The 25,208-nt window shown below is 34.8% G+C and carries 17 protein-coding genes and 1 tRNA gene; 10 read left to right on the top strand and 8 right to left on the bottom strand.

Annotated elements, in window-relative coordinates:
- Positions 1-21 precede the first annotated feature (21 nt).
- Positions 22-753, top strand: a complete 732-nt coding sequence (locus JQC67_RS16130) for a head GIN domain-containing protein (protein WP_203253950.1) — start codon at positions 22-24, stop codon at positions 751-753.
- A gap of 49 nt (positions 754-802) precedes the next feature.
- Here the strand turns inward: JQC67_RS16130 and JQC67_RS16135 are convergent, their stop codons facing one another.
- On the bottom strand, positions 803-2,122 hold the full coding sequence (locus JQC67_RS16135) for a hypothetical protein (RefSeq protein WP_203253951.1): 1,320 nt from the start codon (positions 2,120-2,122) through the stop codon (positions 803-805).
- A gap of 373 nt (positions 2,123-2,495) precedes the next feature.
- Here JQC67_RS16135 and JQC67_RS16140 point away from each other — a divergent pair, with 373 nt between their 5' ends.
- The 3 genes from JQC67_RS16140 (at position 2,496) to JQC67_RS16150 (ending at position 5,118) form a co-directional block, all read left to right on the top strand.
- A complete protein-coding gene (locus JQC67_RS16140) occupies positions 2,496-3,506 on the top strand; it encodes a dipeptide epimerase (protein ID WP_203253952.1) in 1,011 nt (336 codons plus the stop codon).
- Positions 3,506-4,549, top strand: a complete 1,044-nt coding sequence (locus JQC67_RS16145; protein ID WP_203253953.1) for an aminotransferase class I/II-fold pyridoxal phosphate-dependent enzyme — start codon at positions 3,506-3,508, stop codon at positions 4,547-4,549. Before JQC67_RS16140 ends, JQC67_RS16145 begins: the two co-directional genes overlap by 1 nt.
- A gap of 119 nt (positions 4,550-4,668) precedes the next feature.
- Complete coding sequence (locus JQC67_RS16150) at positions 4,669-5,118, top strand: hypothetical protein (RefSeq protein WP_203253954.1); 450 nt, start codon at positions 4,669-4,671, stop codon at positions 5,116-5,118.
- Positions 5,119-5,177: 59 nt separating this feature from the next.
- On the opposite strand, the gene trxB is transcribed toward JQC67_RS16150, so the two are convergent.
- On the bottom strand, positions 5,178-6,149 hold the full coding sequence (gene trxB, locus JQC67_RS16155) for a thioredoxin-disulfide reductase (protein WP_203253955.1): 972 nt from the start codon (positions 6,147-6,149) through the stop codon (positions 5,178-5,180).
- Between the two features lie 309 nt (positions 6,150-6,458).
- Here trxB and JQC67_RS16160 point away from each other — a divergent pair, with 309 nt between their 5' ends.
- Complete coding sequence (locus JQC67_RS16160; RefSeq protein ID WP_203253956.1) at positions 6,459-7,163, top strand: LytR/AlgR family response regulator transcription factor; 705 nt, start codon at positions 6,459-6,461, stop codon at positions 7,161-7,163.
- 4 nt (positions 7,164-7,167) lie between these two features.
- Here the strand turns inward: JQC67_RS16160 and galK are convergent, their stop codons facing one another.
- The 4 genes from galK to JQC67_RS16180 form a co-directional block, all read right to left on the bottom strand.
- Entirely contained in the window at positions 7,168-8,301 is a 1,134-nt protein-coding gene (gene galK, locus JQC67_RS16165) for a galactokinase (RefSeq protein WP_203253957.1), read from the bottom strand.
- 9 nt (positions 8,302-8,310) lie between these two features.
- Positions 8,311-9,450, bottom strand: a complete 1,140-nt coding sequence (locus JQC67_RS16170; RefSeq protein ID WP_203253958.1) for a formylglycine-generating enzyme family protein — start codon at positions 9,448-9,450, stop codon at positions 8,311-8,313.
- A 70-nt stretch (positions 9,451-9,520) separates the two neighbouring features.
- Entirely contained in the window at positions 9,521-11,101 is a 1,581-nt protein-coding gene (locus JQC67_RS16175) for an arylsulfatase (protein WP_203253959.1), read from the bottom strand.
- 18 nt (positions 11,102-11,119) lie between these two features.
- Complete coding sequence (locus JQC67_RS16180; RefSeq protein ID WP_203253960.1) at positions 11,120-12,457, bottom strand: Gfo/Idh/MocA family protein; 1,338 nt, start codon at positions 12,455-12,457, stop codon at positions 11,120-11,122.
- Positions 12,458-12,676: 219 nt separating this feature from the next.
- Here JQC67_RS16180 and JQC67_RS16185 point away from each other — a divergent pair, with 219 nt between their 5' ends.
- The 5 genes from JQC67_RS16185 (at position 12,677) to JQC67_RS16205 (ending at position 23,223) form a co-directional block, all read left to right on the top strand.
- Positions 12,677-14,302, top strand: a complete 1,626-nt coding sequence (locus JQC67_RS16185) for a sodium:solute symporter (protein WP_203253961.1) — start codon at positions 12,677-12,679, stop codon at positions 14,300-14,302.
- A 71-nt stretch (positions 14,303-14,373) separates the two neighbouring features.
- Positions 14,374-14,447 (top strand) — tRNA-Pro (locus JQC67_RS16190).
- A 366-nt stretch (positions 14,448-14,813) separates the two neighbouring features.
- The gene (locus JQC67_RS16195; protein WP_203253962.1) at positions 14,814-16,250 is read left to right on the top strand and encodes a sulfatase family protein; all 1,437 of its coding nucleotides are present in this window, start codon (positions 14,814-14,816) and stop codon (positions 16,248-16,250) included.
- A gap of 232 nt (positions 16,251-16,482) precedes the next feature.
- Positions 16,483-22,287, top strand: a complete 5,805-nt coding sequence (locus JQC67_RS16200; protein WP_203253963.1) for a T9SS type B sorting domain-containing protein — start codon at positions 16,483-16,485, stop codon at positions 22,285-22,287.
- A 6-nt stretch (positions 22,288-22,293) separates the two neighbouring features.
- A complete protein-coding gene (locus tag JQC67_RS16205; RefSeq protein ID WP_203253964.1) occupies positions 22,294-23,223 on the top strand; it encodes a PorP/SprF family type IX secretion system membrane protein in 930 nt (309 codons plus the stop codon).
- Between the two features lie 27 nt (positions 23,224-23,250).
- Here JQC67_RS16205 and JQC67_RS16210 read toward each other — a convergent pair whose 3' ends face one another.
- Together JQC67_RS16210 and JQC67_RS16215 are read right to left on the bottom strand one after the other, a co-directional pair.
- Positions 23,251-24,015, bottom strand: coding sequence for an SDR family oxidoreductase (locus JQC67_RS16210; protein WP_203254505.1), 765 nt, complete (start codon positions 24,013-24,015; stop codon positions 23,251-23,253).
- A gap of 136 nt (positions 24,016-24,151) precedes the next feature.
- Positions 24,152-25,168, bottom strand: a complete 1,017-nt coding sequence (locus tag JQC67_RS16215) for a zinc-dependent alcohol dehydrogenase (RefSeq protein WP_203253965.1) — start codon at positions 25,166-25,168, stop codon at positions 24,152-24,154.
- Positions 25,169-25,208 lie beyond the last annotated feature (40 nt).

Genomic DNA, 25,208 nt, shown 5'->3' on the forward strand with positions numbered 1-25,208 from the left:
TCAATCAATAAAACAACAATCATGACAACATTATCAAGAATCGCAATCGGATTTATTTTAGCATTTTTAGCCACTTCATGCGGCTTTGACATTAACATAGCAGATTTTGGAACCGGAGTTAAAGGGTCCGGTGACATAGTAACTGACACCAGAAAAGTGACTGATGATTTCACAGAAATTTCAACGTCTGAAGGAATTCAGGTTTATATAACACAGTCTAAAGATTTCAAAATTAAAGTGGAAGCAGATTCCAACATCATAGATTTAATTGGTACGGATATAAAAGATGGTAAACTTCGTATTCATGCAATTGAAAATATCGGTAGAGCTACTAAAAAAGTATATGTCACGCTGCCGGCAATAACAGCACTTAAAAGTTCTAGTGGTTCGCATTTAGACGCAGAAGGAACGATACACACTGATAAATTAAAAATAGATTCCAGCAGTGGTTCAGGAATTGAAATTGAAGTCGTAGTTGATGAACTTGATATAGATGCAAGTAGTGGTGCTAATCTTAACATATCCGGTAAAACAAATATGCTTAATGTTGATGGTAGTAGCGGAGCAAATATTAACACAAAGGGTTTACAATCTAAAATTTGCGATGCAGATGCTAGTAGTGGATCCAATATTGCTGTAAATGTTTCAGATAGACTTACCGCTGATGCATCAAGTGGTGGTAATATTGCTTATGCAGGTGACCCAACAGTTAAAAAGAACAAATCAGTTTCGGGTAGCGTTCATCAATATTAACAGCACCAACAAACAACAGATTCAGTATCTAAAGACGCTGCTTTTACCTTTAGGGGTTTTCAACAACAGCAGTATTTTCACCCTCTTTAGTTACTGAATTTTTTATATTTATTGTGCCTGTCCCCTTTCCTGTATGGGTAAATTTAGGCCCATTATATTTAATGTAGCCGTTTTTAAAATCAACCCTTCCAATTGAATCATTATTCGTAATAATTGCAGGATTACCTTCTGAATTATTTTCGATTGTGACATTATTAAAATCAAATTCTCCAGATTTTCCATCAATAAATAAGGTGCCATATACATCTGAAACCCAAATGTCATCTGTAACAGTAACATTAACCACATTATTAAAATAGATACCTGTATAAAAGGTATTGCCTGACATAATTAAACCATCTATGTTGGTAAATTCCATTCCGTTACCATCTAACTCCTGTTCAACGTCAATATTATTTTCAATTCTTATATTTCGTTTTTGGTTGGTATTCGTAATAAGAATAGGCCGCTCAACATTGGTCTGAAAAACATTACCGCTATATGTCGTATTCCAAGAACCTATGTTTTCTATAGCCGTTACGGGTATATTGTTGAAAATAACATTTTTAACAGCGTTATTTTCTCCTCTACCAGAAAAGCTAATGCCAATACCATTTGTTCCATGGAGGCCTATGTTGTTTATAGAACCTCCTAAAACTTTAATATCATTATATCTAGAAACTGTAGGTTCTACATGGTTTATGAATTCAATAGCCATTTGACTTATATCAAACCATTTATTATTTATAAAATGTATCGATTCACTTTTATAAATAGTTTCATTTGCAGATTTAAAACCAGTAATACAACCACTAGGGGCTGTCCAACTAACATCTTTAAAAGTTATATTCTTAATAGGCGTTGCACCTACAAAAAACAAAGCTGGATTATTATTTTCATTTGTTGTACCAGAATAGGATGAACTAAAAGTTAAATTTTCAATGTATAAATTTGAAATACCACCAGAATTTAATCTAGAATCTACAATAGGTTCATCTGTAGTTATATTTAGAACAACACCTTTTTCTGCTACTATTTTGAAGTCCTTAATTCCATTTGGATATACAGAATCATCTAAATTATACACTCCCTTTTTAATATGAACAACTTTTAAATTACCATTTTCATTTGCGCTAAATATAGCCCTAAACGCGGTGGTATTTTTAGAAGGAATATTTGTTGGTAAAAGATTAAATTCTGAGGCCCATTTTACAACTACGGTATCACCATTAACTTCATTTAAAGTAACTAACGGTGAAAACGGCTTAGTTTGCGAATGAGCAATAAGGGTCATGAATAAAAAACTCAGAATAATTACTTTTTTCATCATAGATAGTTGTTCATCCTTTTTACTACAGTAAAATTCTGTTTTTTCAGCATTCTTTAAATTGTTTATCAGTAAAGTACTTTAAAACTCGTTCAATGGCTAGCAAATATCGGTTATACATACCCAATCATCGCTTGCATTCTGAAGAATCTACCACAATAATTATATCAAAAATTGTTCCGATAAGTTTTTGAAGAGATTATCAATTTAACGGTATTAACTAAACCATGACAAATTCATGATGTGTTTACACACAAAAAAGCAGATTAAAGCACAAAATATTATTCAATAAATAATTCTATTAAAATCGCATTGAATTCGTGTAGAGATTTACCTTTTTACCTAGGGATTTCATATTTTAGTACAAACGAATTTTATGCAGTTAGAACTTAAGAAATTTACGCTCCCTTTAAAACATACGTTTAGTATTTCTAGAGAATCACATGATTTTCAAAATACGCTAATTGCATCACTTTCTTTAAACGGAAAAACAGGATACGGAGAGGCAACTTCAAATCCGTATTACAAAATTTCAGTAGAAAGTATGATTGCTGAAATTGAAGCCATTAAAAGTGAAATTGTAGATTTTGAGTTTACATTACCTGAATTATTTCACAAGTTTTTAGTTGATAAAAATTTAAGCAATTTTGCCATCTGTGCTTTAGATCTGGCCGCACATGATCTTTACGGAAAACTAAAAGAAAAACCATTATATGAAATTTGGGGTACTTCTATAGACAGCTATCCCACTACAAATTATACTATCGGTCTTGATACTATTGAAAAAATGGTATCTAAAATGAAAGAGACACCTTGGCCAATTTATAAAATCAAATTAGGCACTGATGATGACGTTGCTATAGTTAAAGAACTTAGAAAGCACTCTGACGCCATATTTAGGATTGATGCAAACTGTGCGTGGTCAGCTAAAGAAACAATTTTCAATGCTCCAATTTTAAAAGATTTAGGGGTTGAATTTTTAGAACAACCACTAAAAGCTGATGATTGGGAAGGAATGGAAAAAGTAATGCACCACAGTGTTCTGCCCGTAATTGCAGATGAGAGTTGTATTGTAGAAACTGATGTTGAAAAATGTGGGCTACATTTTTCGGGCATTAATATTAAACTAACGAAATGTGGTGGCCTCACTCCTGCTCTTCGCATGATTCAAAAAGGAAAAGATTTAGGATTAAAAGTTATGATTGGTTGCATGACAGAATCTACAGTTGGCATTTCTGCCATTGCTCAATTACTACCCCAACTTGATTATGTTGATATGGATGGCGCTATGTTGTTGAGCGCTGACATTGCAAATGGTGTACGCATAACAGCTAATGCAGAAGTAGTATTTCCTACTGAATTTGGAAGCGGAATTACCCTACACTAATGATTCACGAAGTAGCAGAATTTCCGGATAGAATAATTATAATTGATGGGGAAGAATATTTATATTTTGGTGGCACCGCATATTTGGGTTTACAAACTGATTCCTCATTTCAAGAAATTTTTATAAAAAACGTTAGAAAATTTGGGACCAATTACGGGGCTTCTAGAAATGCCAATGTTCGCTTAACAATTTATGAAAAAGCAGAAAAGTATTTAGCTGAACAAATAAGCAGTGAGGCATGCTTAACATTATCTTCTGGCTTTTTAACAGGGCAATTAATTGCTAAACATTTTCATTCACAAAATAAGCACTGCTATTATGCACCAGGTACGCATGAGGCTTTACACCTACTGGGCACAAAAAACCACACGGACTTCAAGAATTTAATATCTGATTTAAATACTGCTCTGGAGAATGAAAATATAAATCCCATTCTATTTTTAGATTCCGTATTAATGAACGGAAAAAATCATCCTGAATTTAATTGGCTTAATAAAATTAATCTTGAAAAAATCACCTTGGTTGTTGATGACTCACACGGTTTTGGTATTGTTGGGAAAAAAGGTAATGGCATATATGAGACCTTAATAAAATTAAAACCGAAAGAACTTATTGTTTGTGGTTCTCTTGGCAAAGGCTTTGGAGTACAAGCAGGTTTTATAGCAGGCAGTAATAAATTGATTAATAAACTACGGTTAACAAATATGTATGCAGCTGCTAGTCCCGCGTCGGCTGCAGCAATGGCCACTCTTGTTGAATCTCATGAAATTATCACTGCAAAAAGAGATTTGTTATTTAAAAATAATAAATATTTCATTTCCAATTTAGAGCATATCAGTTTATTCAATTATCTTCCTGACTATCCTTGTTTTTCATTTAATAATGAACGTCTGAGCGAATATTTAAAAGCAAATAAAATCATTGTAACAAACTTTTATTATCCAACGGAAAAAGACAATTTAGTACAACGTATCGTCATAAGTGCTCATCACAAAAAAAGTGATATTAAAAAGTTGGCTGACGCGATTAATCATTATTTCTAAGTTTACTTTAATAGCATCAGTATCACATCTGTGATATTTTTAACAAAAACCTAACATTTTATTAAATTTTATCGTAACTTTTTAGGAAAACTTATAGTTTAACTTTAAAGGATACGATCATGAAAAAATTACTTGTATTGGTTTTTTTGATGCTATTCCTCATTTCCGCTACGGAAATGGTGTCTCCAAAACCTGCGTTACACCCTTCAATTGAAGGAACTTGGGAATTAGTAAGCTTTTATAATTATGTAGATGGCGTAAATGTCTCTGATACTTTACCAGCGACCGATGGATATAGGCAAATAAAAATGTACTATGACAGTAAGGTTATGTGGACAAGATATGTGCCAAATGATTCTATAGAATGGTTTGGTTATGGTTCATATCAAGTTGAGGATAATCAATTAGTTGAAAAATTAGAATACATGTCTGCTTCAATGCGAAAAGTAGCCAACAATGAAATGATTTGGACAATGGAACTTGATTTGAAAAATAACAGCTATAGTCAAATTTTTCTTGATGAAGAAGGCAACAGAATAAACTCTGAAAATTACAAACGCCTCAATTAAAATCTTCAAAAAAAATGCCCAGTTAAAACTGGGCATTTTTTTTATAAACTATAGAGCATTTAAGCGACTTCATTTTCTTCATGAACTTCTTTTGAAGCTAAATATCGTTCAGCATCTAAAGCAGCCATACAACCTGTACCCGCAGCAGTAATTGCCTGACGATAAACATGATCAGCAGCATCACCAGAAACAAAAACCCCTTCTACATTAGTTTTTGCAGTACCTGGTGTTTTTATGATATACCCTGTTTCATCAAGTTCAAGGTAATCTTTAAAGATATCTGTATTAGGTTTATGCCCAATAGCTACAAAAAATCCTGTTGCCGGAATATCAAATTTCTCACCAGTCACTTTGTTTTTAGCACGTACCCCGGTTACTACTTGTCCATCTCCTAAAACCTCATCAGTTTCAGTATTGAATAAAATTTCAATATTTTCAGTGTTACGAACTCTAGCCTCCATTATTTTTGATGCTCTAAACGCATCACGCCTAACTAACATTGTAACTTTTTTACAAAGTTTAGAAAGGTAATGTGCTTCTTCAGCAGCAGAATCACCTGCACCAACTAGCACCACTTCTTGATTTCTATAGAAGAATCCATCACAAACAGCACAAGCAGAAACTCCACCGCCAAGGTTTAAATATTTTTGCTCAGATGGCAACCCTAAATATTTAGCTGTGGCTCCTGTAGAAATTATTACAGTGTCACAATGTATTTCAGTTGTCTCATTTACCCAAACCTTGTGAACAGGTCCTGAAAAATCAACTTTAGTCACCCACCCATCACGTACATCGGTACCAAAACGCTCTGATTGTTTTTGTAACTCAATCATCATTTCTGGTCCAGTAATTCCATCAGGGTATCCTGGGTAATTCTCAACTTCATTTGTAGTGGTCAATTGTCCGCCAGGTTGCATTCCTTGATACAATATTGGAGCCATATTAGCCCTTGCCGCATATATTGCTGCAGTGTATCCCGCAGGTCCAGAACCTATAATCAAACACTTCACTTTCTCTATATTATCCGCCATATCATTGTATAATTAATTACTTATACAAAAGTAGTTGATTTGTAAAAAACCTTACATTTAAAGTTATCAAAAGTTTTGATACATTTGTCTTTGAATTTGGATTACTAAAGTTGTAGGACTTTTTTTTGTTGATTGGAATTAAAATCCGAATTCTCTTTAAACTACTTTAAATGTTGATATTCAATTAATTTTTGAATTTATTTTAAAGTTGTATCCCCCTTTATTTTTAAAAAATGATTTGTTTGGCAGGATTATTGAAAACGATATAATTGCGAACGAAGACCAAAAAAATAACGAACATTACCAATCATGTCTGAAAAAAAATTGAAAAGTATTGTTGTTGACGATTCTGAAATGCAAAGAACTTCAGTGGCCAAATTAATAAAAGATCATCAAAATCTTGAATTGGTTGCTGAGTATCGTAATGGCGTTGAAGTATTACAAAACGTAAAAAGTAACGAGATTGATGTAATTTTTTTAGATGTTGAAATGCCGCTAGTTAATGGTTTTGATTTGTTAAAATCAATGAAGCACACACCACAAGTTGTGCTAATTAGTTCTGACCCAAGTCATGCATTAAAAGCATTTGATTTCAATGTTACTGATTATCTACTTAAACCAATTACGCCACCTCGTTTTAATACTGCCGTAAAAAAGGCATTAGTTGCTTCTTCCTATCGGAAAAATAATGTTATAGATGATGACCGACATATTTTTGTAAAAAGCAATCTACAACGAATTAAAGTAAAGCTTACAGATATTAAATGGGTTGAGGCCTTAGGTGATTACGTTAAACTTTTTTTAGAAGATGCTACAATCTTAGTGTTGACTTCAATGAAATCATTTTCGGAAAAATTACCCGCTAACGAATTTCTTAGAATCCATAAATCATACATTATCAATCTGAATAAGGTTGAAAAGTTCAATAGTAATTCTGTAGAACTCTGCGGTGAAATACTTCCATTAAGTAGAAAACGAAAAATGGAATTAAAAGAAGCCTTAGGGGAAGCTTAAAATCCTAGTTAACATAACAAGTTGTACCAGCACTTGGCTTCACTTCAAATGCCTCTAAACAAATATTAAATTTTTCTTTGTAAGCTTCTGTTGCTGTTTTAATAAAATCATCAACACCATTTTCATGAACAATATTAAGCGTACAACCACCAAACCCACCTCCGGTTTGTCTTGCTCCTAATACATTCGAATTCCATTTTGAAAAATCAACCAAAAAATCAGATTCCGGACAACTCACTTTATAAAGTCGGCTAATTCCATCATGTGCTTCGTATAAAATTTGACCAACCAATTCTAAATTATTCTCAGTAAGTGCTTCCGCCAAATTATGAACCCTTTTATTTTCTGCGATTATATAAGAACATCGATTAAAAACAGTTTCAGAAATTCGTTCCTTCACACTTTCCAACATTTCAATAGAAACATCTCGTAGTGAATTAACTTCAGAAAAATCTTTTTTTAATACAGCTACACCTTCTTCACACTCTTTTTTACGGGTGTTATATTCACTAGACGCCAAATTGTGCGAAACTTTTGTATTTAATAAAATGAGTTTATACGGATGTAAATTTATGGGGATTGGTTTATACTCTAATGATCTACAATCTAATAATAGCACATGCCCTTCTACACTCATTACAGAAGCAAATTGATCCATTATACCACATTGCGTACCTGCATAGGTGTGTTCAGCTATTTGAGACAATTTCACCATTTCCATTTTGGAAAGCCCTAATTCAAAAAGTTCATTTAGCCCATATGCTAGTCCACATTCTAATGCAGCTGATGAACTTAACCCTGATCCTGTTGGTAGGTTGCTAACTATTGTACAATCAAAACCACGAAGCTTGTCGGTACGTTTCGATATTTCATTAAGTACACCTAGAATATAATTTTCCCATTCAATGGCACTTTTATCTAAAGCATTTAAGTTTAATTCAAATCCGGTATCAAAAGTCTTACTATAAACATTGCAATTATTTTGTGTACCATTTTTTTTGAACTCAAAAATGATTTTTTTTTCAATTGCTGTTGGTAGCACAAAACCCATATTATAATCAGTATGTTCACCAATTAAATTAATACGACCTGGAGATTCAACCGTCAATTCGGGTTTAAAACTTTCTAAAAACTGCATCTACTTAGATTATTTTTTATTTGCTAACATGGAAGGAGTTACAACAGTTCTAAATCCCAAATGTTCTAGTGAAGAATCAAGACTTGTTGCCATTCTAGCCGAAATACGATAACTAGCGCAATAAGAAGCATTACATAAAAACGAACCACCTTTCATTACTTTTTCTTTTGCATAAGGATCTCGATCATTAAACGCACTTGATGCTCCTTGCGGATTATGCAATTCAGTACCTTGAGCCGCAGCTTCTTTATAGTAATTTGTATTGTACCAATCGCTTGTCCATTCCCAAACATTACCCGCCATATCATATATTCCATTTTCATTTGGTGGATATGATTTCACCGGAGCTCGAGATTCAAACCCATCGGCCATAGTATTGGTTACAGGAAATTCACCTTCCCAAGAATTAGCATTTTTTGCTAAAACACTAGTATCATCACCCCAAGTAAATATATTGTCAGGATTAGCACCACCAGCGGCTAACTCCCATTCAGCCTCAGTTGGCAATCGATGTCCACTCCATTCACAATAAGCCATCGCATCTTCATAGGCAATATGAACAACTGGATTGTTATCTAAGCCTTTAATTGAACTTCCAGGTCCGTTTGGGTGTTTCCAACTTGCACCAATAGTCCAATTCCACCATTGCGAAAAATCATAAAGATTAGCAACAGCGCTTTTGGCTTTTTTAAAAGTCAAAGATCCAGGTTGCATGATACTGTCATGTGGTTTTGGCGTACCAGCTGGTAGTTGCTTTTTCATTTCTTCCCAATCTAATTCTCGTTCAGCTACCGTTATATATCCCGTTTCTTTTACAAATTTTGAAAACTGTGCATTTGTCACCTCGGTCACATCGATAAAAAACCCATCTACGGCAACTTCAACATTAGGACTTTCATGCCCCATTACCATTTTATCTTGTGCAACTGCACCTTGAGAAAATTTAGATCCTGCAACCCAAACCATCCCTTCAGGAGTCTCTATATCTACCGGTTGCTCTGTGATTAGATTTACTGGGACTTTTTTAGAAACACTTTTAGTTTCAGTTGTAGTATTTTCAATTTTTACAGCATCAGATTTCTTAACATCTTTACATTGAAAAAAAAGTCCGAGTAAAAAAACTAGCGTAATATTTTTATATAATTGCATTCTATTTTTGTTCTATTTTGAATCGGCAATTTAATTATTATTCCTTGCTGAACAATCAAAAAGTCAAGATTCATTCGTTTAATAAACCAGTATCAATTAAAGGAATATTAAAACTCTCTAACTCGGGTATATCACGTTCGTTATTGAATATTTTTGCTGCCTTCTCTAATATTTCTGGGTGTGCCTCAGCAATATTCTGCTGCTCAGTTGGGTCATCTTTTAAATTATAAAGCTCAATGGTAGCTTTGTCTTTAGAATTTAAATTTTGGCGAACTACTTTCCAGTCACCCATTCGCATAGCAACTTGCCCCCCATAACTTGGAAACTCCCAATACAAAAACTCATGTTTTTTTTGATTTTCTTCGGATAAAAAAGTAGGTAATAAGCTAATACCATCTGTTTCTGTAGTTACCTTATAATCTGCAATATCTGCAAAAGTTGCAAGCATATCATAATGAGCAGAAACCACATCACTCTTTGAACCTGGACTTATTTTATCTGGCCAAGAAGCAATCATAGGTACACGTATTCCACCTTCATACAAAAACCCTTTACCCCTACCGTATTGTCCTTCAAATGGTTTAGCACTCTCAAAATATTCTGGGTCTGCTCCACCAGCATAGCTAGGTCCATTATCCGAAGTGAAAATAATTAGTGTATTATCATAAATTCCTTCATCTTTTAGTTGCTGTACAAGCTTACCAATATTCTCATCTAAATATGAAACCATAGCGGCATAAGCAGCATGTGGATTTTTATGCGGAAAATAACCACCTCTTGGTTTATTAGCTAAATAAGGTTCTTCATCACCAAACTTTTCAATGTAATAATCAACCCAACGTTGTGGTGCTTGTAATGCAACATGTGGAATTGGTGTTGCCCAATACATAAAAAACGGGCGTTCTTTGTTTGAATCAATAAATTGAGTCATTTCAGCAAACATTAAATCTGGCGCGTACTCATTTAAGGTATAGTCAGCATAACTTTTCGAGTCTGTGGGATCTGCACCTTTCGGAAATGCTTTATTCGGCGGAATTGTATCATTTGCTAAATGAACTCTATTTCTATTTTTATATAAATGTAAAGGGTAATAGGTATGTGCCTGACGTTGGCAATTAAATCCGTAGAAGAAGTCAAAACCCATTTCATTCGGAATCGAATGCGTTTGCGGAGCACCTAATCCCCATTTACCAACCATACCTGTAGCATAACCTACCTCTTTTAATCGATCAGCAATTGTAATGGTCGATTCTGGCATTGGTCCTTGCCCTTCAAGTGTAGAATCTTTGGCCATAGCAATGTAATTCCATACATCACCACGTTCTTTCCATTCAGAATTACTTCGAATATATGCATGCCCTGCATGTTTTCCAGTCAAAAGCATATGCCTTGCTGGTGCACAAACTGGAGCACTAGTATAATGTTGTGTAAAAAGCATTCCTGTTTTGGCAAGTGCATCAATGTTAGGAGTTTCTATTTTCTCTTGGCCATAAGCACCTATTTCAGCATACCCCAAATCATCAGCCAAAATATAAATGATATTTGGTTTTTGTTCTTCAGATTTAGGCACATCATTCTTTTGGCCTTCCTTACAGGATAAAAGAAATGTCCCCGCTAAAAGCAGGGACAAAATTGATTTCGATAAATTCATATTCAAATCAAAAATAATTTACATTACTATAGATTTTCCTGGAGTTGGTATTTCATACCATCCGTCAGCATTAGGCTGAACTGGCGCAGGTGAATCCCAAGTTAAAGCATCAGGAACTAATTTCAGTTCAGATTTCATCGCTTCTTCCCAGGTTATAACTTTACCAGAATACGTAGCCATACGTCCAATAATTGCACTCATAGTACTCTTAGCCCCATTTTCAGCATTGGCAATTACTCCACCATTACGAATTGATTCAAACAATTTAACATGTTCTACTTGATACGGGTTTGGATCATCTTTACCTCTATGTTCAAAAATCATATTACCGCTATAATCTTTCAACTCAGCTCGATCACCAGCTGTTGAAACAGTACCTTTTGTACCCTGAAAGAATTCAGAAACACGTCGCATGGTATCTGGTTGATGTCTACACTGACTAGCAATAACCGCACCACTAGGGTACGTATATTCTACAAAATGATGATCAAAAATTTCACCAGTATCTTTACCGTTACGTACCTCTCTACCACCCATTCCTTGAGCTGATATAGGATACTCCCCTATAAACCAATTGGCTACATCAATATTGTGAATATGTTGTTCAAGAATATGATCACCACATAACCAATTAAAATAGTACCAGTTACGCATTTGATATTCAAGTTCTGATTGACTAGGTTGTCTTTCACGAACCCAAACACCTGCACTATTCCAGTAGACCTGACCAGAAACTATTTTTCCTATTTTGTCTTGTTTCAATTGATCAATAGCAGCCAAATAACTGTCTTGATAATGCCGCTGTAAACCAACAACCACATTCAATTTATTTTCTTTGGCCTTTTTGGCAGCTGCTAACACTTTACGAACACCAGGCACATCTGTAGCAACTGGTTTTTCCATAAATACATGCTTACCGTTATTCACAGCATACTCAAAATGTTGCGGACGAAAGCCTGGTGGTGTTGCCAAAATTACAACATCTCCTAAATCCATTGCTTTTTGCGCAGCATCAAAACCAACAAATTGGTTCTCCTTTTTGACTTTAACCTTCTTGCTTTCACCCATTTCTTTAGTGATATTCGCAAGACTACTTTGTAGCCTATCTTCAAAAGCATCAGCCATCGCAACCAATTCTACATTATCATCAGCATTTAATGCCTGAATAGCAGCACCAGTACCTCTACCACCGCACCCAACAAGTGCAATCTTTAATTTTTTGTTATTAGCTGTATTGAAAATTGAAGTAAACTCCATAGACGGCATTATTACTGCTCCGGAAAGCAATGCTGATTTTTTCACAAAAGTTCTACGTGAGTTAGCACCCTTATGGGCATTTGAATTTTGTTCATTCATCTTAGTATGGTTTCTTAAAGTTTTAAATAAATATAGGAAGTGAGCCATCAATATACGATAAAAAGTAAAAAAAGTGCCTTAGTTTTTGAGGATGTTACTATTTCCCTTAAATATTCATAAAAAAGGAATGTATTTTATTACGCTAACTAATAATTTGACATACGCCTCTTCAGTTTTTCCAAAAATAAACTATCTTCCATGTCCAATTAACAACATTTTATGAAAGGCCTTGACACACTCGACTGGATTGTAATCGTAATATATTTTGCTCTATTACTTGGTGTAGCCTGGTGGGTAATCAAGCAAAAACAAAAGAATACCGAAGACTATTTTTTAGCTGGCCGAAATATAGGCTGGTTCATGGTAGGTGCATCAATTTTTGCATCAAACATTGGTTCTGAGCATGTTGTAGGTTTGGCGGGTAATGGTGCTGGTGATAAAATGCCGTTACTTATTTATGAACTTCATGCATGGATTGTTTTAATGCTGGGTTGGGTCTTTCTACCTTTTTATGCCCGTAGCGGCGTTTTCACAATGCCTGAATTTTTAGAAAAACGCTTTGACTCAAGGTCAAGATGGGTGCTGTCAGTAGTTTCTCTGGTTGCCTATATTTTAACCAAAGTATCCGTAACTATTTATGCAGGAGGCATCGTTGTTTCAGCTTTAATGGGAATACCATTTTGGATTGGCGCTGTTGCAACGGTAGTTCTAACGGGAATCTACACCATATTAGGTGGAATGAGAGCTGTAGTTTATACTGAAACCATACAAGCTATTGTACTTGTTGTAGGAGCCGGAGTATTAACAGTCATGGGGCTTGACGCTGTTGGCGGATGGGGTGAATTAAAAGCTACTATTGGTGATGATTATTTTAATATGTGGCGCCCTAATTCAGATCCAGATTACCCGTGGCTACCTTTATTCATTACCAGTACCATTGTTGGTATTTGGTATTGGTGTACAGATCAAGTTATAGTGCAACGTGTATTAACTGCAAAAAACATTAAAGAAGGTAGACGTGGTAGTATTTTTGGAGCACTGTTAAAATTACTTCCTGTTTTTCTATTTCTAATTCCGGGTGTTGTTGCTTTGGGCCTGAAAATGCAAGGTAAATTAAATTGGGATAGTCCCGATGAAGCTTTTCCTGTTTTAATGAGTCAAATTTTACCTTCAGGATTAAGGGGTTTAGTAGCAGCCGGACTTTTAGCTGCATTAATGAGTTCATTGGCATCGGTATTTAACTCCTGCTCTACCCTATTTACATTAGATATTTACAAAAAGATAAAACCAAACAAACCGGAAGCCGAATTAGTAAAAACTGGACAAATAGCGACCTTCTTTGTCGTTGGATTAGGCTTACTTTGGATACCAATAATTTCACGACTATCTGACGGACTTTATGAATATCTACAAAATGTTCAAGCCTACATTTCACCACCAATTGCTGCCGTATTTTTATTAGGAATTTTCTACAAGAGAATTAATGCAAATGGTGCCATTGCAACTTTAGTAGGAGGATTTATTATCGGTTTTGGTAAATTAACCTTAGAGATTCTGAAATCTAGTTTTTCTGAAGGAAGTTTTTTGTTTAACATTGCTGATATCAACTGGTTAGTATTTGGCGCATACTTCTTTGCTATGTGTATTGCAATTGCAGTAATAACAAGTATGTTCTATCCTGCGCCAACAGAAGCACAATTACAAGGATTAACCTTCGGAAATATAACAGACGAGCAAAAAGCCAATAACAAATCAAGTTATAATATCTGGGATATACTTGTCTCAATAGCTGTAATACTATTGGTCTTATATATTATGGTTTCATTCAGCACTTTAAGCTTGTAAAGATTCCTATTTAATTTCTAATAAAAAGAGAGCAAATTCTACTTGACTTTTCTATTTTTGCAATCCAATTTCGGGATGTAGCGCAGTTCGGTAGCGCACTCGGCTGGGGGTCGAGTGGTCGCAGGTTCAAATCCTGTCATCCCGACTGAATCGTAAAGTGAACTGTGAGAGCAGTTCACTTTTTTGTTTTCAAGAGCGCTATAATCATGTTTTATAAAAGCTATTGAGAACAAAAAGTGAGCAGGCGTTAGCCTTCACTTTTAAATTTACAACGAGTGTTTATTAGGATTATGAAAATCCTGTCATCCCGACTGAATTGTAAAGTGAACTGTGAGAGCAGTTCACTTTTTTGTTTTTTAATGAATGTACAACTACGTTTTTATTAGAAGATATAAATCGAAAACACATTTCCATCTTAAATAATTTAACTTAGAAATTCTAGAAACGTTTTTTGTAATAAACGTGAAACAAGACTCCATACTTTCATAGAAGAGTTTTAAATTTGAATTTCATGAAGGCCAATATAAATTCAGTAAATCAAACAAAACAAATGAATACAATTAAGAAAACATTTTTAACGAATTTAAGTTATGCCTTCTTTTTTCTTCCGCTACTAGTTTTTCCACAAGAAAAACAATCTAAGAAACCTAATGTTATTGTTATTTTGACCGACGACCAGGGTTCAATCGACCTTAATTCATATGGCGCAAAAGACTTGTATACACCAAATATGGATAGGCTTGCAAAAGAGGGCGTACGTTTTACCCAGTTTTATGCTGGTGCTCCGGTTTGTTCACCTTCTCGCGCTGCTCTTCTTACCGGAAAAACCAATTTAAGGGCCGGCTTACCAAATAATGTTCCAATTCCTGAACGTGCTGAACAAAGTGGACAATATGGATTACCAACTGAAGAAATTACCATGGCAGAAATGCTCAAAGAAAATGGATATCATACAGCGTTAATTGGAAAGTGGCACCTAGGACATCGACCACAAAACCTACCAAATGGTCAAGGATTTGATTATTTCTTTGGACATCAACGCGGTTGCATAGACAATTATTCACATTTCTTCTTTTGGGACGGTCCGAACAAACATGACCTATATCGAAATTCAGAAGAAGTGTATTACCAAGGTCAACATTTTTCTGATTTGATGGTTGATGAAGTCAAAGGAGTAATAGATCAAAAAAAGGAAGAACCTTTCTTTATATATTGGGCCTTTAATGCGCCACATTATCCATATCAAGGAACACCAAAATGGTTAGAATATTATAAAGATTTACCAACACCAAGAAAAGAATATGCTGCATTTTTATCAAACACTGATGAGAAAATTGGAGACATTTTAGACTACCTCGATGAACAAGGTATTGCTGAAAATACCATCGTTATTTTTCAATCAGATCACGGACATTCTTTAGAGCAACGAGCCTTCTGGGGAGGCGGAAATGCTGGTCCATATAGAGGGAGTAAATTTAGTATGTTCGAGGGTGGTATTCGCGTACCTGCCATAATACGTTATCCCAAATTAATTCCTGCCAATCAAGTTCGTGATCAACTCACAACTGAAATGGATTGGTTTAGTACAGTTGCTGAGCTTACAGGTTCTAAAGTAAAAGAGAAAGTAGATGGCAAAAGCCTTTTACCAATTATCATGAACGAAAATGAAAAATCGCAACATAAAGTTGTTCATTGGCAGTTAGGAGGCTATGATGACAATACTGCGCAATGGGTAGTTCGTAAAGGGCCCTGGAAGCTTATAGGCAATGTTAAAGAACCTATGGGGCAAGCTAAAAAAAATGATTTACCTCAACTATTTCTTGTGAATTTAGATGATGATATTACAGAACAAAATAACTTGGCTGAATCTAATCCAAAAAGGCTAGCTGAGCTCTTAAATTTGCATAAAGAGTGGTTAAAAAAAGTTAGGGAAGAAAAAGGCAAATAAAACTTGTTTTTATCGTGTAAAACCTAATGTTTAATAAGGTAGTTGAAGATTATATTATCAAATTTGCTACAGTTTATTTCAGTATTTGTAAGAATTTACATATAAAAAAGAAATATCACTTATTCCTTACTACATGATTTGGCCTTGCTATACCGTTTTATGCCTTATTGACAACAAAAAATTCTCATATACTTAGGCTAGGTATAAATTTGTGCATAGACCTATCTATGCTATGACTTTAGAATTTTTAAAAAATTTATTGTCCCGAACAAATGTCAGTACTCGAAAAGCAAATGCTTTTGTCACTTTCATTATATCGTTTATAGCCGTTGTATCAGTTTCTGGTCAGATAAACAATGCGTCATATCGGGTAGATTTAAGTTCTACGGATATGCGACCATGTGGCGGAGCAAATAATGGTTTAAGCACTGTTGGTATACGTGGCAAAAAAGCATCATTAAACACTTTCAAAATAGCTTTTGACTTACCTGATGGAATTTTCTACGAAACGGGATCATTTGTAATTAATTCTCAGATTGGTTCTGGCGATTTAGTTCTTTCTGAATTTGACATCTCAAACCTAAATGCACCAATTTTTCAAATTGAAAGACCTAGTAATTCGAATTGGCAAATAGATGATTTTATTGAATTTACTTTTGAAAAAACAGCAGCATGTGAAGCGGTACAATACTCATATGATGGTGGTTTATTTAAAGACACCCATAGCATAACTTATACAGATGGCTCAAATTCACGCACAAATACAGATAACGACAATACGGTCAACTCATATTCATTACTAAAGGCATATTTAGCTGTAGAAGATATTGATATACAAGAGGCATTTGTAGGTCAAACCTACAATAGAGACATCATAATTACCAATTCAGGAAATGGTAGTATTCAAGCATTCGCACATGAAGTAAATGTGCCATCAAACTTACAAGCTAATTATCAATTATCTTTTAATGGTACAACGCTAACTCCTAATATTTCTGGTGACATTTATACATACGAAATTGATTTAAACAATGCTCCCTTTTTAGGTAATGTAGGTGATTCAGATAATGCATTTGAAAATGAAACAATAACCCTAGTCGAACAAATTGTATTGCTAGATTGTAGTTCGAATACTGTGATAACGCATAGTCCGAGATGGGGATGTACAGCCGGTACTTTATGTCAAATTGGAGCGCCAATTCCAGGTTTTATCAATTTCGACCAAGAATGGGGTGATATTTCATTAACAACAATAGCCGATCCAAACGCAAGGTGGGATGCACCCGTCACCTATACATATGCGATTGACAATGATAATAATGCTGAGAATGCATATGATGTGAATATAAATATTGGTTTTACGTGGAACGGGAGTTATTCAAGGCCCGGTTTTAATCCTTTACGTGGGGATGAAGACACCAATCGTATTTTATCAAATTTCAATTTTACAGGAGGTTCATCAGTTACACCTCAAAGATGGCCTTCAACAACAGGCGGATCTGGCCCTGGATCTTTTCATTTACCACATGACTTTTTCGCATCTGACCCAGATGGGCCAGGTGGTTTAGATGATTTAGATGGTGATGGTTTTTATGATGATTTATTACCAGGCGAATCCACAGAGATTAACTTTGATATGGTCATGGATCCAGAAACCCCATCATGTAGCCCATATTCAGCTGACTACGTTTCTAGTGAAAGCCTAAATATTGATATATGGAATGAAAATACATGTGGAAATTATAATCGAAGAGATCGTGAAGAAGTTGATCGCCATTATGTAAGGAGAGAATCCCTATTCAATTGGGGGGCTCCTGAGAATTATGATTTAGATGCTGAAGACGGTTCTACCTTCAACCTTAGTTTTACCGGAAATTTTGTAGCTTCAAGTGGCTCACCCATGTGTGGTTCAACCGAAATGTTTTCGAACGATGCCAGTACTAGATACCTTGCAGTAATTGACGTACCAACAGGCATTACGTTAGATTCAAGTGCAGATCCAAGATATACTCAAGTTGGAAATCAAATTATTTTCACAGAAACAAACTTGGCTGACTTTGTATATAACAGTTATCTTTTACAAATACCAATAAACTTTCCTTTAAATATTGATTGTAGCACGTATACAGGTCCTGTAGAAGTGGAACTTGACTATACAACTTCCTATGAAAGTTCATGTTATTCTACAGATTTACATTGTGGTCAATTTGATATTACCACACATTGTCCTAATTCTTGCGTCGGTCCTACCACAACTAGTTTTGATGCAAATAGAATTACAGCAGGTTGGACAGATGAAACAATGGCCACCAAGGTAACTCTTGATCCAAATGTTCATGCTACTAAGTTTTACATGCCTAAAGATGAAATGGTAGTTACTACTAGTGCTTTTATGCAAAATGATTCAAAAGACAATCTTCATTTTGAAATGCGATATGTAACTGATAATGGTGAAAGTATGGCAGATATTATTTCATTTACAACAGGTACCATTACAATAAATGATTTATCCACAGGAAGTCCGCAAACTTTTCCAATAACAAATGCGCCAGTAGTTACAACACAAGGCACAAATGATAATTTTTTCACCTTAGACCTCTCAAGCTATCAATCACTTATATCACCAACCTATGCATATGGTGAGGGTCTTGAAGCAGATGAAATAACGTTAGAATTGCATTTTCAATTTAAAGATGATTTTCCGCAAACGGCACACCTTTATGAATTTTACTCCTTTCATGGTCGTTTTTTTAGTTTAGACACTTCTAGCAATGAAATTTCATGTGACACCTATAATGATCGCGCCTATTTCTTTCAAGATGAAGTTAAAATGTTTTTTAATAATAATGATTCAGTAACTGGCTGTGATAATAAATGGCTGTCTGTTGGGATAGAACAAGCATCTGGAGTAAGTGATAAATTTCCAAATGAATTTAGACCTCCTGTTATTTGGGAATCAACAAGTATTGAAATACCAGCGGGAATGGTATTTAATGGCGAAGTGACAAGTTCAGGCTACCCCTACCTTCAACCCGAAGGAGAACCTGCTTCTAACGCCAATAATGGATTAAATTTTACGGTATCTGGGAATATAGTGACCATTACACCCGGACCTCGATTTTTACAATTAGATCAACAAGGAAATAATTATCCATCTATACGAATTTCAGTAACAGCTACTAGTGAAACACCAAATATGAGCGTGCATGATGTGTCTACAACGTATCAAAAATATGCCTACTCAGATGATCCTATTTTAATCACTGAAAATGACACAAAAGATTTCGAGTATGAAATTCCTAACTATTATTTAAGTTCAGATTCATCTACAGAAATTGGAAATGAGCAGGTTGAAAGTTTCACCGTTGACATATGCACCGATAATGATGATGAAATAAATAATAATTGGCTGCGCGTTGACACCGGTACTGGTTATACAATAACAAATGCTTATCTAGTTGAAGGTGGTACTGAATCTTTATTAAATTTTACGACATCAGGTAATCTTACTTTTATTGAGTTTGGGACAATGGAATCAAGTTCTTGGGTTTGTAAAAAAATAAGATTTGAAGGTACATATACCGAAGATAGCACTCAAGAAATAAGAGTTTCACATAATTATGATTGTGTCGCCTATCCAACGAATTATGACAGCACCGTATTTTTTAATGAAATATCACTCACATTAGAACCAGTAGCGGCTGCTATACAATTACTAATTCTTCAACAACCAACTTCAAGTGTGACAACTTGTTCTGATTTTGATATTGAATTAGAAGCTAGAAACGCTGGTGAAGCTGATTTAATAGCTCCAATAATTAATTTTGATATCCCCGGAGATATTTCGTCTTTAACAATTAATGACATAACAATTGAATATCCTCAAAACTCTGGGAATATTGAATTTATCACACCTATAATTTCTGGAAATAATGTTGCTATAAATCTATTAGAGCATACAGGTATTGCAGCAAATAATGGGCTTTTAGGCTCTTTGAATGCTCCAATGGTAGCAGATCAAATCGCAATAATAAATTTAAATTTAAGTCCACAATGTAATTACCAATCGAATACTGGAACGGCGTATACAATAATAGGTAACAATCCTTCTGGTACTGACGCAATTGGTAGCGGTAGTAGAATATCTGCCAATCCAATTATAATTACAGGAGCAGAACCACCCTATAGTACAAACACTATAGTATTAGATTCTCCGACTTTTACAGGTTGTGTAATAGAAACAATTTCTATAGAAACTAATATTGAAGATGGTCTAACCGGTTCTAATGATTTTTCAAGAATAGTGTTGCCTTCAGGTTTAATTTATGTTGACGGTTCACTTACTTCAACAGGAACTCAGGCGGTCACATTTGTTTCAAAAGATACAGTTGGCGACCATGAAGAAATTACCATTGCCTTACCTGCTGGTGCAGATAGCTCAGATATTATTGCATATAATATTGGCGTACAAGGAATCGGAGATATTTGCGAAGGCACTTATGATATTGACTTGAGTACGTTTGTTACAGTTTCTGGCTTGTCTTGTTCAGGAGTTTCTTGTGGTACAACAGAAGTGAACACTGGTAATGCTAGTACCACCGCTGTGGTAACAAAAGGAAACTTAACTGCCTCAACTTATGTTGCTACTGCTGAATATGCCCAAGTTGGTTCTAATACCAATTACGCTTTAACTATCGGATTAGAGAATACCGGTACAGAAAATTTAGACTCAGGCATTACTTATAATGTATTTTGTGCAGATGGTGCTGGAGTAATAACTGGTTCTTCATTGTACACGGGTACGCTTTCTCAAAGTATTCCTACAGGAAATACAATAGAAGAAACTATCTCATTTGCGAGTTCAACATTCTGTGGTGATAACAGTAATTTAGTTGTAGAGTTTACACCATCAAATACGGATTGCTTTTGTAATCCACTTTCCATTGTTATATCAAGTATGTCTTCTACAGATTTAACTGATTTAAGTATTGATAAACGTTTGGCAACTGGTTCAAGTAATACACCCAATGTAGGTGATACTATTACATTTGAAATTGAAATATCTTCAGATGGCACAGCAACAAATGTTTCGCTAGAAGATATTATTCCTGTCGGATATACTGTTGATACTGCTAGTATTTCTGACGGTGGTATATTAACAGGGAACATTATTAACTGGACAATTGCAAGTATTAATACAACTTCAGTTATAGTAAGTTATACAGTAACCATAAATGAACCTACAGGTGCTTCCAACGAATATACCAACATAGCACAAATAACAGCATCAGATCAGTTAGATCCAGATTCAACTCCTAATAATGATGACGGTGATCAGTCTGAAGATGATGAAGACAGCGTAACTGATGTTATGGTAGATTCAGTTGATCTTGGCATCACTAAAAATGTAAGTCCAAGCTCTGCAGCAATTGGTGATACGGTTATTTTTACAATAATGGCAATTAATTTAGGGAGTTCTGAAATCACTAATATTGAAATAGTAGATGAACTTCCTGCTGGTTACGATTATGTTTTAGGAACCACTGATAATGGTACATATGATAATCAAACCAGTTTATGGGTAATTAATTCACTACCTGCTCAAGAATCTGCAGAATTAACCATTGAAGCTATTGTTATAGAAGGTGAGCAATACACAAATATTGCTGAATTAATTACAATGGATCAGCTCGATCAAAACGAAAATAATGATCGAGATGAGGCAACAATTGACCTTGTTACTGATGACTGCCTTAAAGTTTATAATGAATTCTCACCAAATGGTGATTTAAGCAATGAGCATTTTCATATAGATTGTATTGAAGATTATCCGAATAATCATCTTGAGGTGTACAACAGGTGGGGAACTAAAGTTTTCGAAACCATAGGCTATCAGAATGATTGGAACGGAACTTCACAAGGAAGATCAACTTTTAATAAAGAAGATCAACTACCAGTGGGGACCTATTACTATATTTTAGATTTAGGTGATAATCAAACCCAACCAACATCAGGCTGGTTATATATTACTAGATAATTAGCAATGAATATAAAATTCAAACATATTAGAAGAATATATTTCATATTGGCTTTCGTTGCATGTTATTATGGTAATGCGCAGCAAGAACCACAGTATACCCAATATCAGTATAATACTATGTCTGTGAATCCTGCATATGCTGGCTCACAAGGTTATGCATCTATAATTGCAGTATATAGAAATCAATGGGTAAATATTCAAGGATCACCAAGAACAATTAGTCTAGGAGTTGACACCCCATTTAAGCTTTTTAGTGGACTTGGACTTTCTATCGCAAGAGATGAACTAGGGCCTTCAGATGAAACATATTTTAACGCAAATTACTCACATAGTCTTATTCTTAATAGAAAAGGACATCGTCTAGCTTTTGGATTAAAGGGTGGTGGAAAATATCTTTCTGTTGATTGGTCAAAGGGTACTTTTAAAGATCCCGATACTGCTTTTCAAGAAAACATAACAGGTAAATTTCTACCTTCAGTAGGTGCTGGTATTTACTTTTATACGGACAACGCATATTTGGGTCTTTCTACACCAAATGTACTTCAAGGTCAACGATATGATGATATTCAAGAAACTGTTGATACAGACCGTATACACTTATATTTTATTGGTGGATATGTGTTCGAATTGAATCCTTCCTTAAGTTTTAAGCCATCAACATTTGTAAAATATGTAAATGGTGCTCCGCTGATATTTGATGTTTCTGCGAACTTTTTAATTAATAAAAGTATTCATTTGGGTGCCAGTTACCGTTGGGATGATTCTGTGAGTGCACTCTTAGGTTTCAATATTTCACCTAATATACAAGTTGGCTATTCTTATGACTATAACATTACTAATTTAACCAATTATAATGCTGGCAGTCATGAAATTTTCATCAAGTATAATTTCATTTCTAGACTCACAAAAATTCGATCTCCTCGATTCTTCTAAAAATTAAGGCTATAGAATTATTATAATTTAACGTCCCATCCAGCCACCGTCTACTAACATTGTTACACCATTCATATACGCTGAGGCTTCTGAACAAAGAAATACAACCGGACCTTTAAAATCATCTGGTTGCCCCCATCTGCCCGCTGGTATTCTACCCAAAATAGCTTCATTTCGCTCAGGATTATTTCTTAGTGCTTCTGTATTATCTGTATTTATGTATCCAGGTGCAATAGCATTTACATTCACACCTTTACCTGCCCATTCATTTGCTAAAGCCATAGTCACCTGACCAATAGCACCCTTACTCGCAGCATAACCAGGTACTGTTATTCCCCCTTGAAAAGTCAATAAAGAAGCAGTAAAAACAATTTTACCTTCTCCCCTTTTTACCATTTCTTTTCCAATCTCACGCGATAATATAAATTGTGCCGTTTGATTAACTTCAATAACCTTATCCCAATATTCATCAGAATGTTCTACGGCCGGAGCTCTTAAAATAGTACCTGCATTATTTACAAGAATATCAATTTTAGGAAAATCATCTTTTACTTTATGAATAAATTCATATAATGATTCTCGGTTGCTGAAATCACAACTATAGGCTTTAAATTTTCTTCCAAGTCCTTCAACCTCTTGCTCAACCATACTACCATAATCTTCTAAAGAAGCGCTCACTCCAATAATATCAGCGCCAGCCTCTGCAAGACCAATAGCCATTGCTTTTCCTATTCCTCTTTTACAGCCAGTAACTAATGCTGTTTTTCCTTTTAAACTAAATTGATTTAATATGTTCATTTCTACTATATTCTTTTATTTCAATTACGTTTTAATTCTTCTGAAACAATAAATAATTGACTTCTAAATTTACTTCCTTTTTGTATTTCTAATTAAAATATGTCCACAACTTTTAACCAGACATTTCTTTTCACAATTGACAATCCATTAGTACTTTCATGCCATCAGGATTATTATCAATATTTTCAAATACTTTTTGAATGGAGCTCAAAGGTTGAACATCCGTTATCATTTGCTCAAAAGGCAATTCGTTTTTAGTAATCAGCTCAATTGATTTTTCATAATCTTCTTTTTCATAAACACGAGCACCAATCAACTTTAATTCTTTCCAAAAGAATTTGAAAAGATCAACTTCTTTTTTCTGTCCGTGAATTGCTACCATAAGAATGCGACCTCTAATTCCTGCTACTTCAGTCATCACATCTAAGGCAGGTTGTACACCGGCGACCTCAAAAACAACATCAGCTAAACGACCATCTGTCTGTTCACGCACATACTTTACTAAATCAATTTTTGTTGGATTCACTGCATTTAACCCTAGTTCTTTTGCTTTCGCTATACGATTTTCATTTACTTCAGAAACAATCACAGTAGCACCTTTTTCTTTCGCAACCATCGCAACCAATAAACCTATTGGGCCACCACCTAAAACCACGGCAGTTTCATTTGGTTTTAACTCACTCAACCGCACATCATGAACGGCAACAGATAAGGGTTCGATTAGTGCTGCTAATTTTAAATCAGTTTCAGCTTTCAGCTTATGTAGCGTAAATGCAGGAATATTCCAATACTGTTGCATTGAACCTGGGCTGTCAATACCAATGAATTTCAAATCTTCACAAATATGATTAAACCCTTTATCAGAAGGCTTAACACCTCTATCATCAAGTGGTCTTACTACTACTTTTTCATCAATAGAATAACCCGTAACACCTTCACCAATAGCATCAATTGTGCCTGACATTTCATGACCAATAGTCAAGGGTTTGTTCACACGTTTATCCATCATGCCATGATATATATGAACATCAGTACCGCAAACACCTGAGTAGGCAACTTTAATTCTTACTTCTCCTTGTTTTGGTTCTTCAATTGCTCTTTCTATAACAGTGAATGTCTTATTTCCTTCGTAAAGTGTTGCTTTCAAAATTTATATTTTAATGTATACTATTAAGTAGTAAAATAAT

The sequence above is a fragment of the Aurantibacter crassamenti genome, assembly GCF_016811105.1.
Classification (GTDB): Bacteria; Bacteroidota; Bacteroidia; order Flavobacteriales; family Flavobacteriaceae; genus Aurantibacter_A; species Aurantibacter_A crassamenti.

Excerpts from the sequence above, each read along its gene's own strand:
- JQC67_RS16130 (WP_203253950.1), top strand. The coding sequence starts at position 22 with ATGACAACATTATCAAGAATCGCAATCGGATTTATTTTAGCATTTTTA.
- JQC67_RS16135 (WP_203253951.1), bottom strand. The coding sequence starts at position 2,122 with ATGATGAAAAAAGTAATTATTCTGAGTTTTTTATTCATGACCCTTATT.
- JQC67_RS16140 (WP_203253952.1), top strand. The coding sequence starts at position 2,496 with ATGCAGTTAGAACTTAAGAAATTTACGCTCCCTTTAAAACATACGTTT.
- JQC67_RS16145 (WP_203253953.1), top strand. The coding sequence starts at position 3,506 with ATGATTCACGAAGTAGCAGAATTTCCGGATAGAATAATTATAATTGAT.
- JQC67_RS16150 (WP_203253954.1), top strand. The coding sequence starts at position 4,669 with ATGAAAAAATTACTTGTATTGGTTTTTTTGATGCTATTCCTCATTTCC.
- trxB (WP_203253955.1), bottom strand. The coding sequence starts at position 6,149 with ATGGCGGATAATATAGAGAAAGTGAAGTGTTTGATTATAGGTTCTGGA.
- JQC67_RS16160 (WP_203253956.1), top strand. The coding sequence starts at position 6,459 with ATGTCTGAAAAAAAATTGAAAAGTATTGTTGTTGACGATTCTGAAATG.
- galK (WP_203253957.1), bottom strand. The coding sequence starts at position 8,301 with ATGCAGTTTTTAGAAAGTTTTAAACCCGAATTGACGGTTGAATCTCCA.
- JQC67_RS16170 (WP_203253958.1), bottom strand. The coding sequence starts at position 9,450 with ATGCAATTATATAAAAATATTACGCTAGTTTTTTTACTCGGACTTTTT.
- JQC67_RS16175 (WP_203253959.1), bottom strand. The coding sequence starts at position 11,101 with ATGAATTTATCGAAATCAATTTTGTCCCTGCTTTTAGCGGGGACATTT.
- JQC67_RS16180 (WP_203253960.1), bottom strand. The coding sequence starts at position 12,457 with ATGAATGAACAAAATTCAAATGCCCATAAGGGTGCTAACTCACGTAGA.
- JQC67_RS16185 (WP_203253961.1), top strand. The coding sequence starts at position 12,677 with ATGAAAGGCCTTGACACACTCGACTGGATTGTAATCGTAATATATTTT.
- JQC67_RS16195 (WP_203253962.1), top strand. The coding sequence starts at position 14,814 with ATGAAGGCCAATATAAATTCAGTAAATCAAACAAAACAAATGAATACA.
- JQC67_RS16200 (WP_203253963.1), top strand. The coding sequence starts at position 16,483 with ATGACTTTAGAATTTTTAAAAAATTTATTGTCCCGAACAAATGTCAGT.
- JQC67_RS16205 (WP_203253964.1), top strand. The coding sequence starts at position 22,294 with ATGAATATAAAATTCAAACATATTAGAAGAATATATTTCATATTGGCT.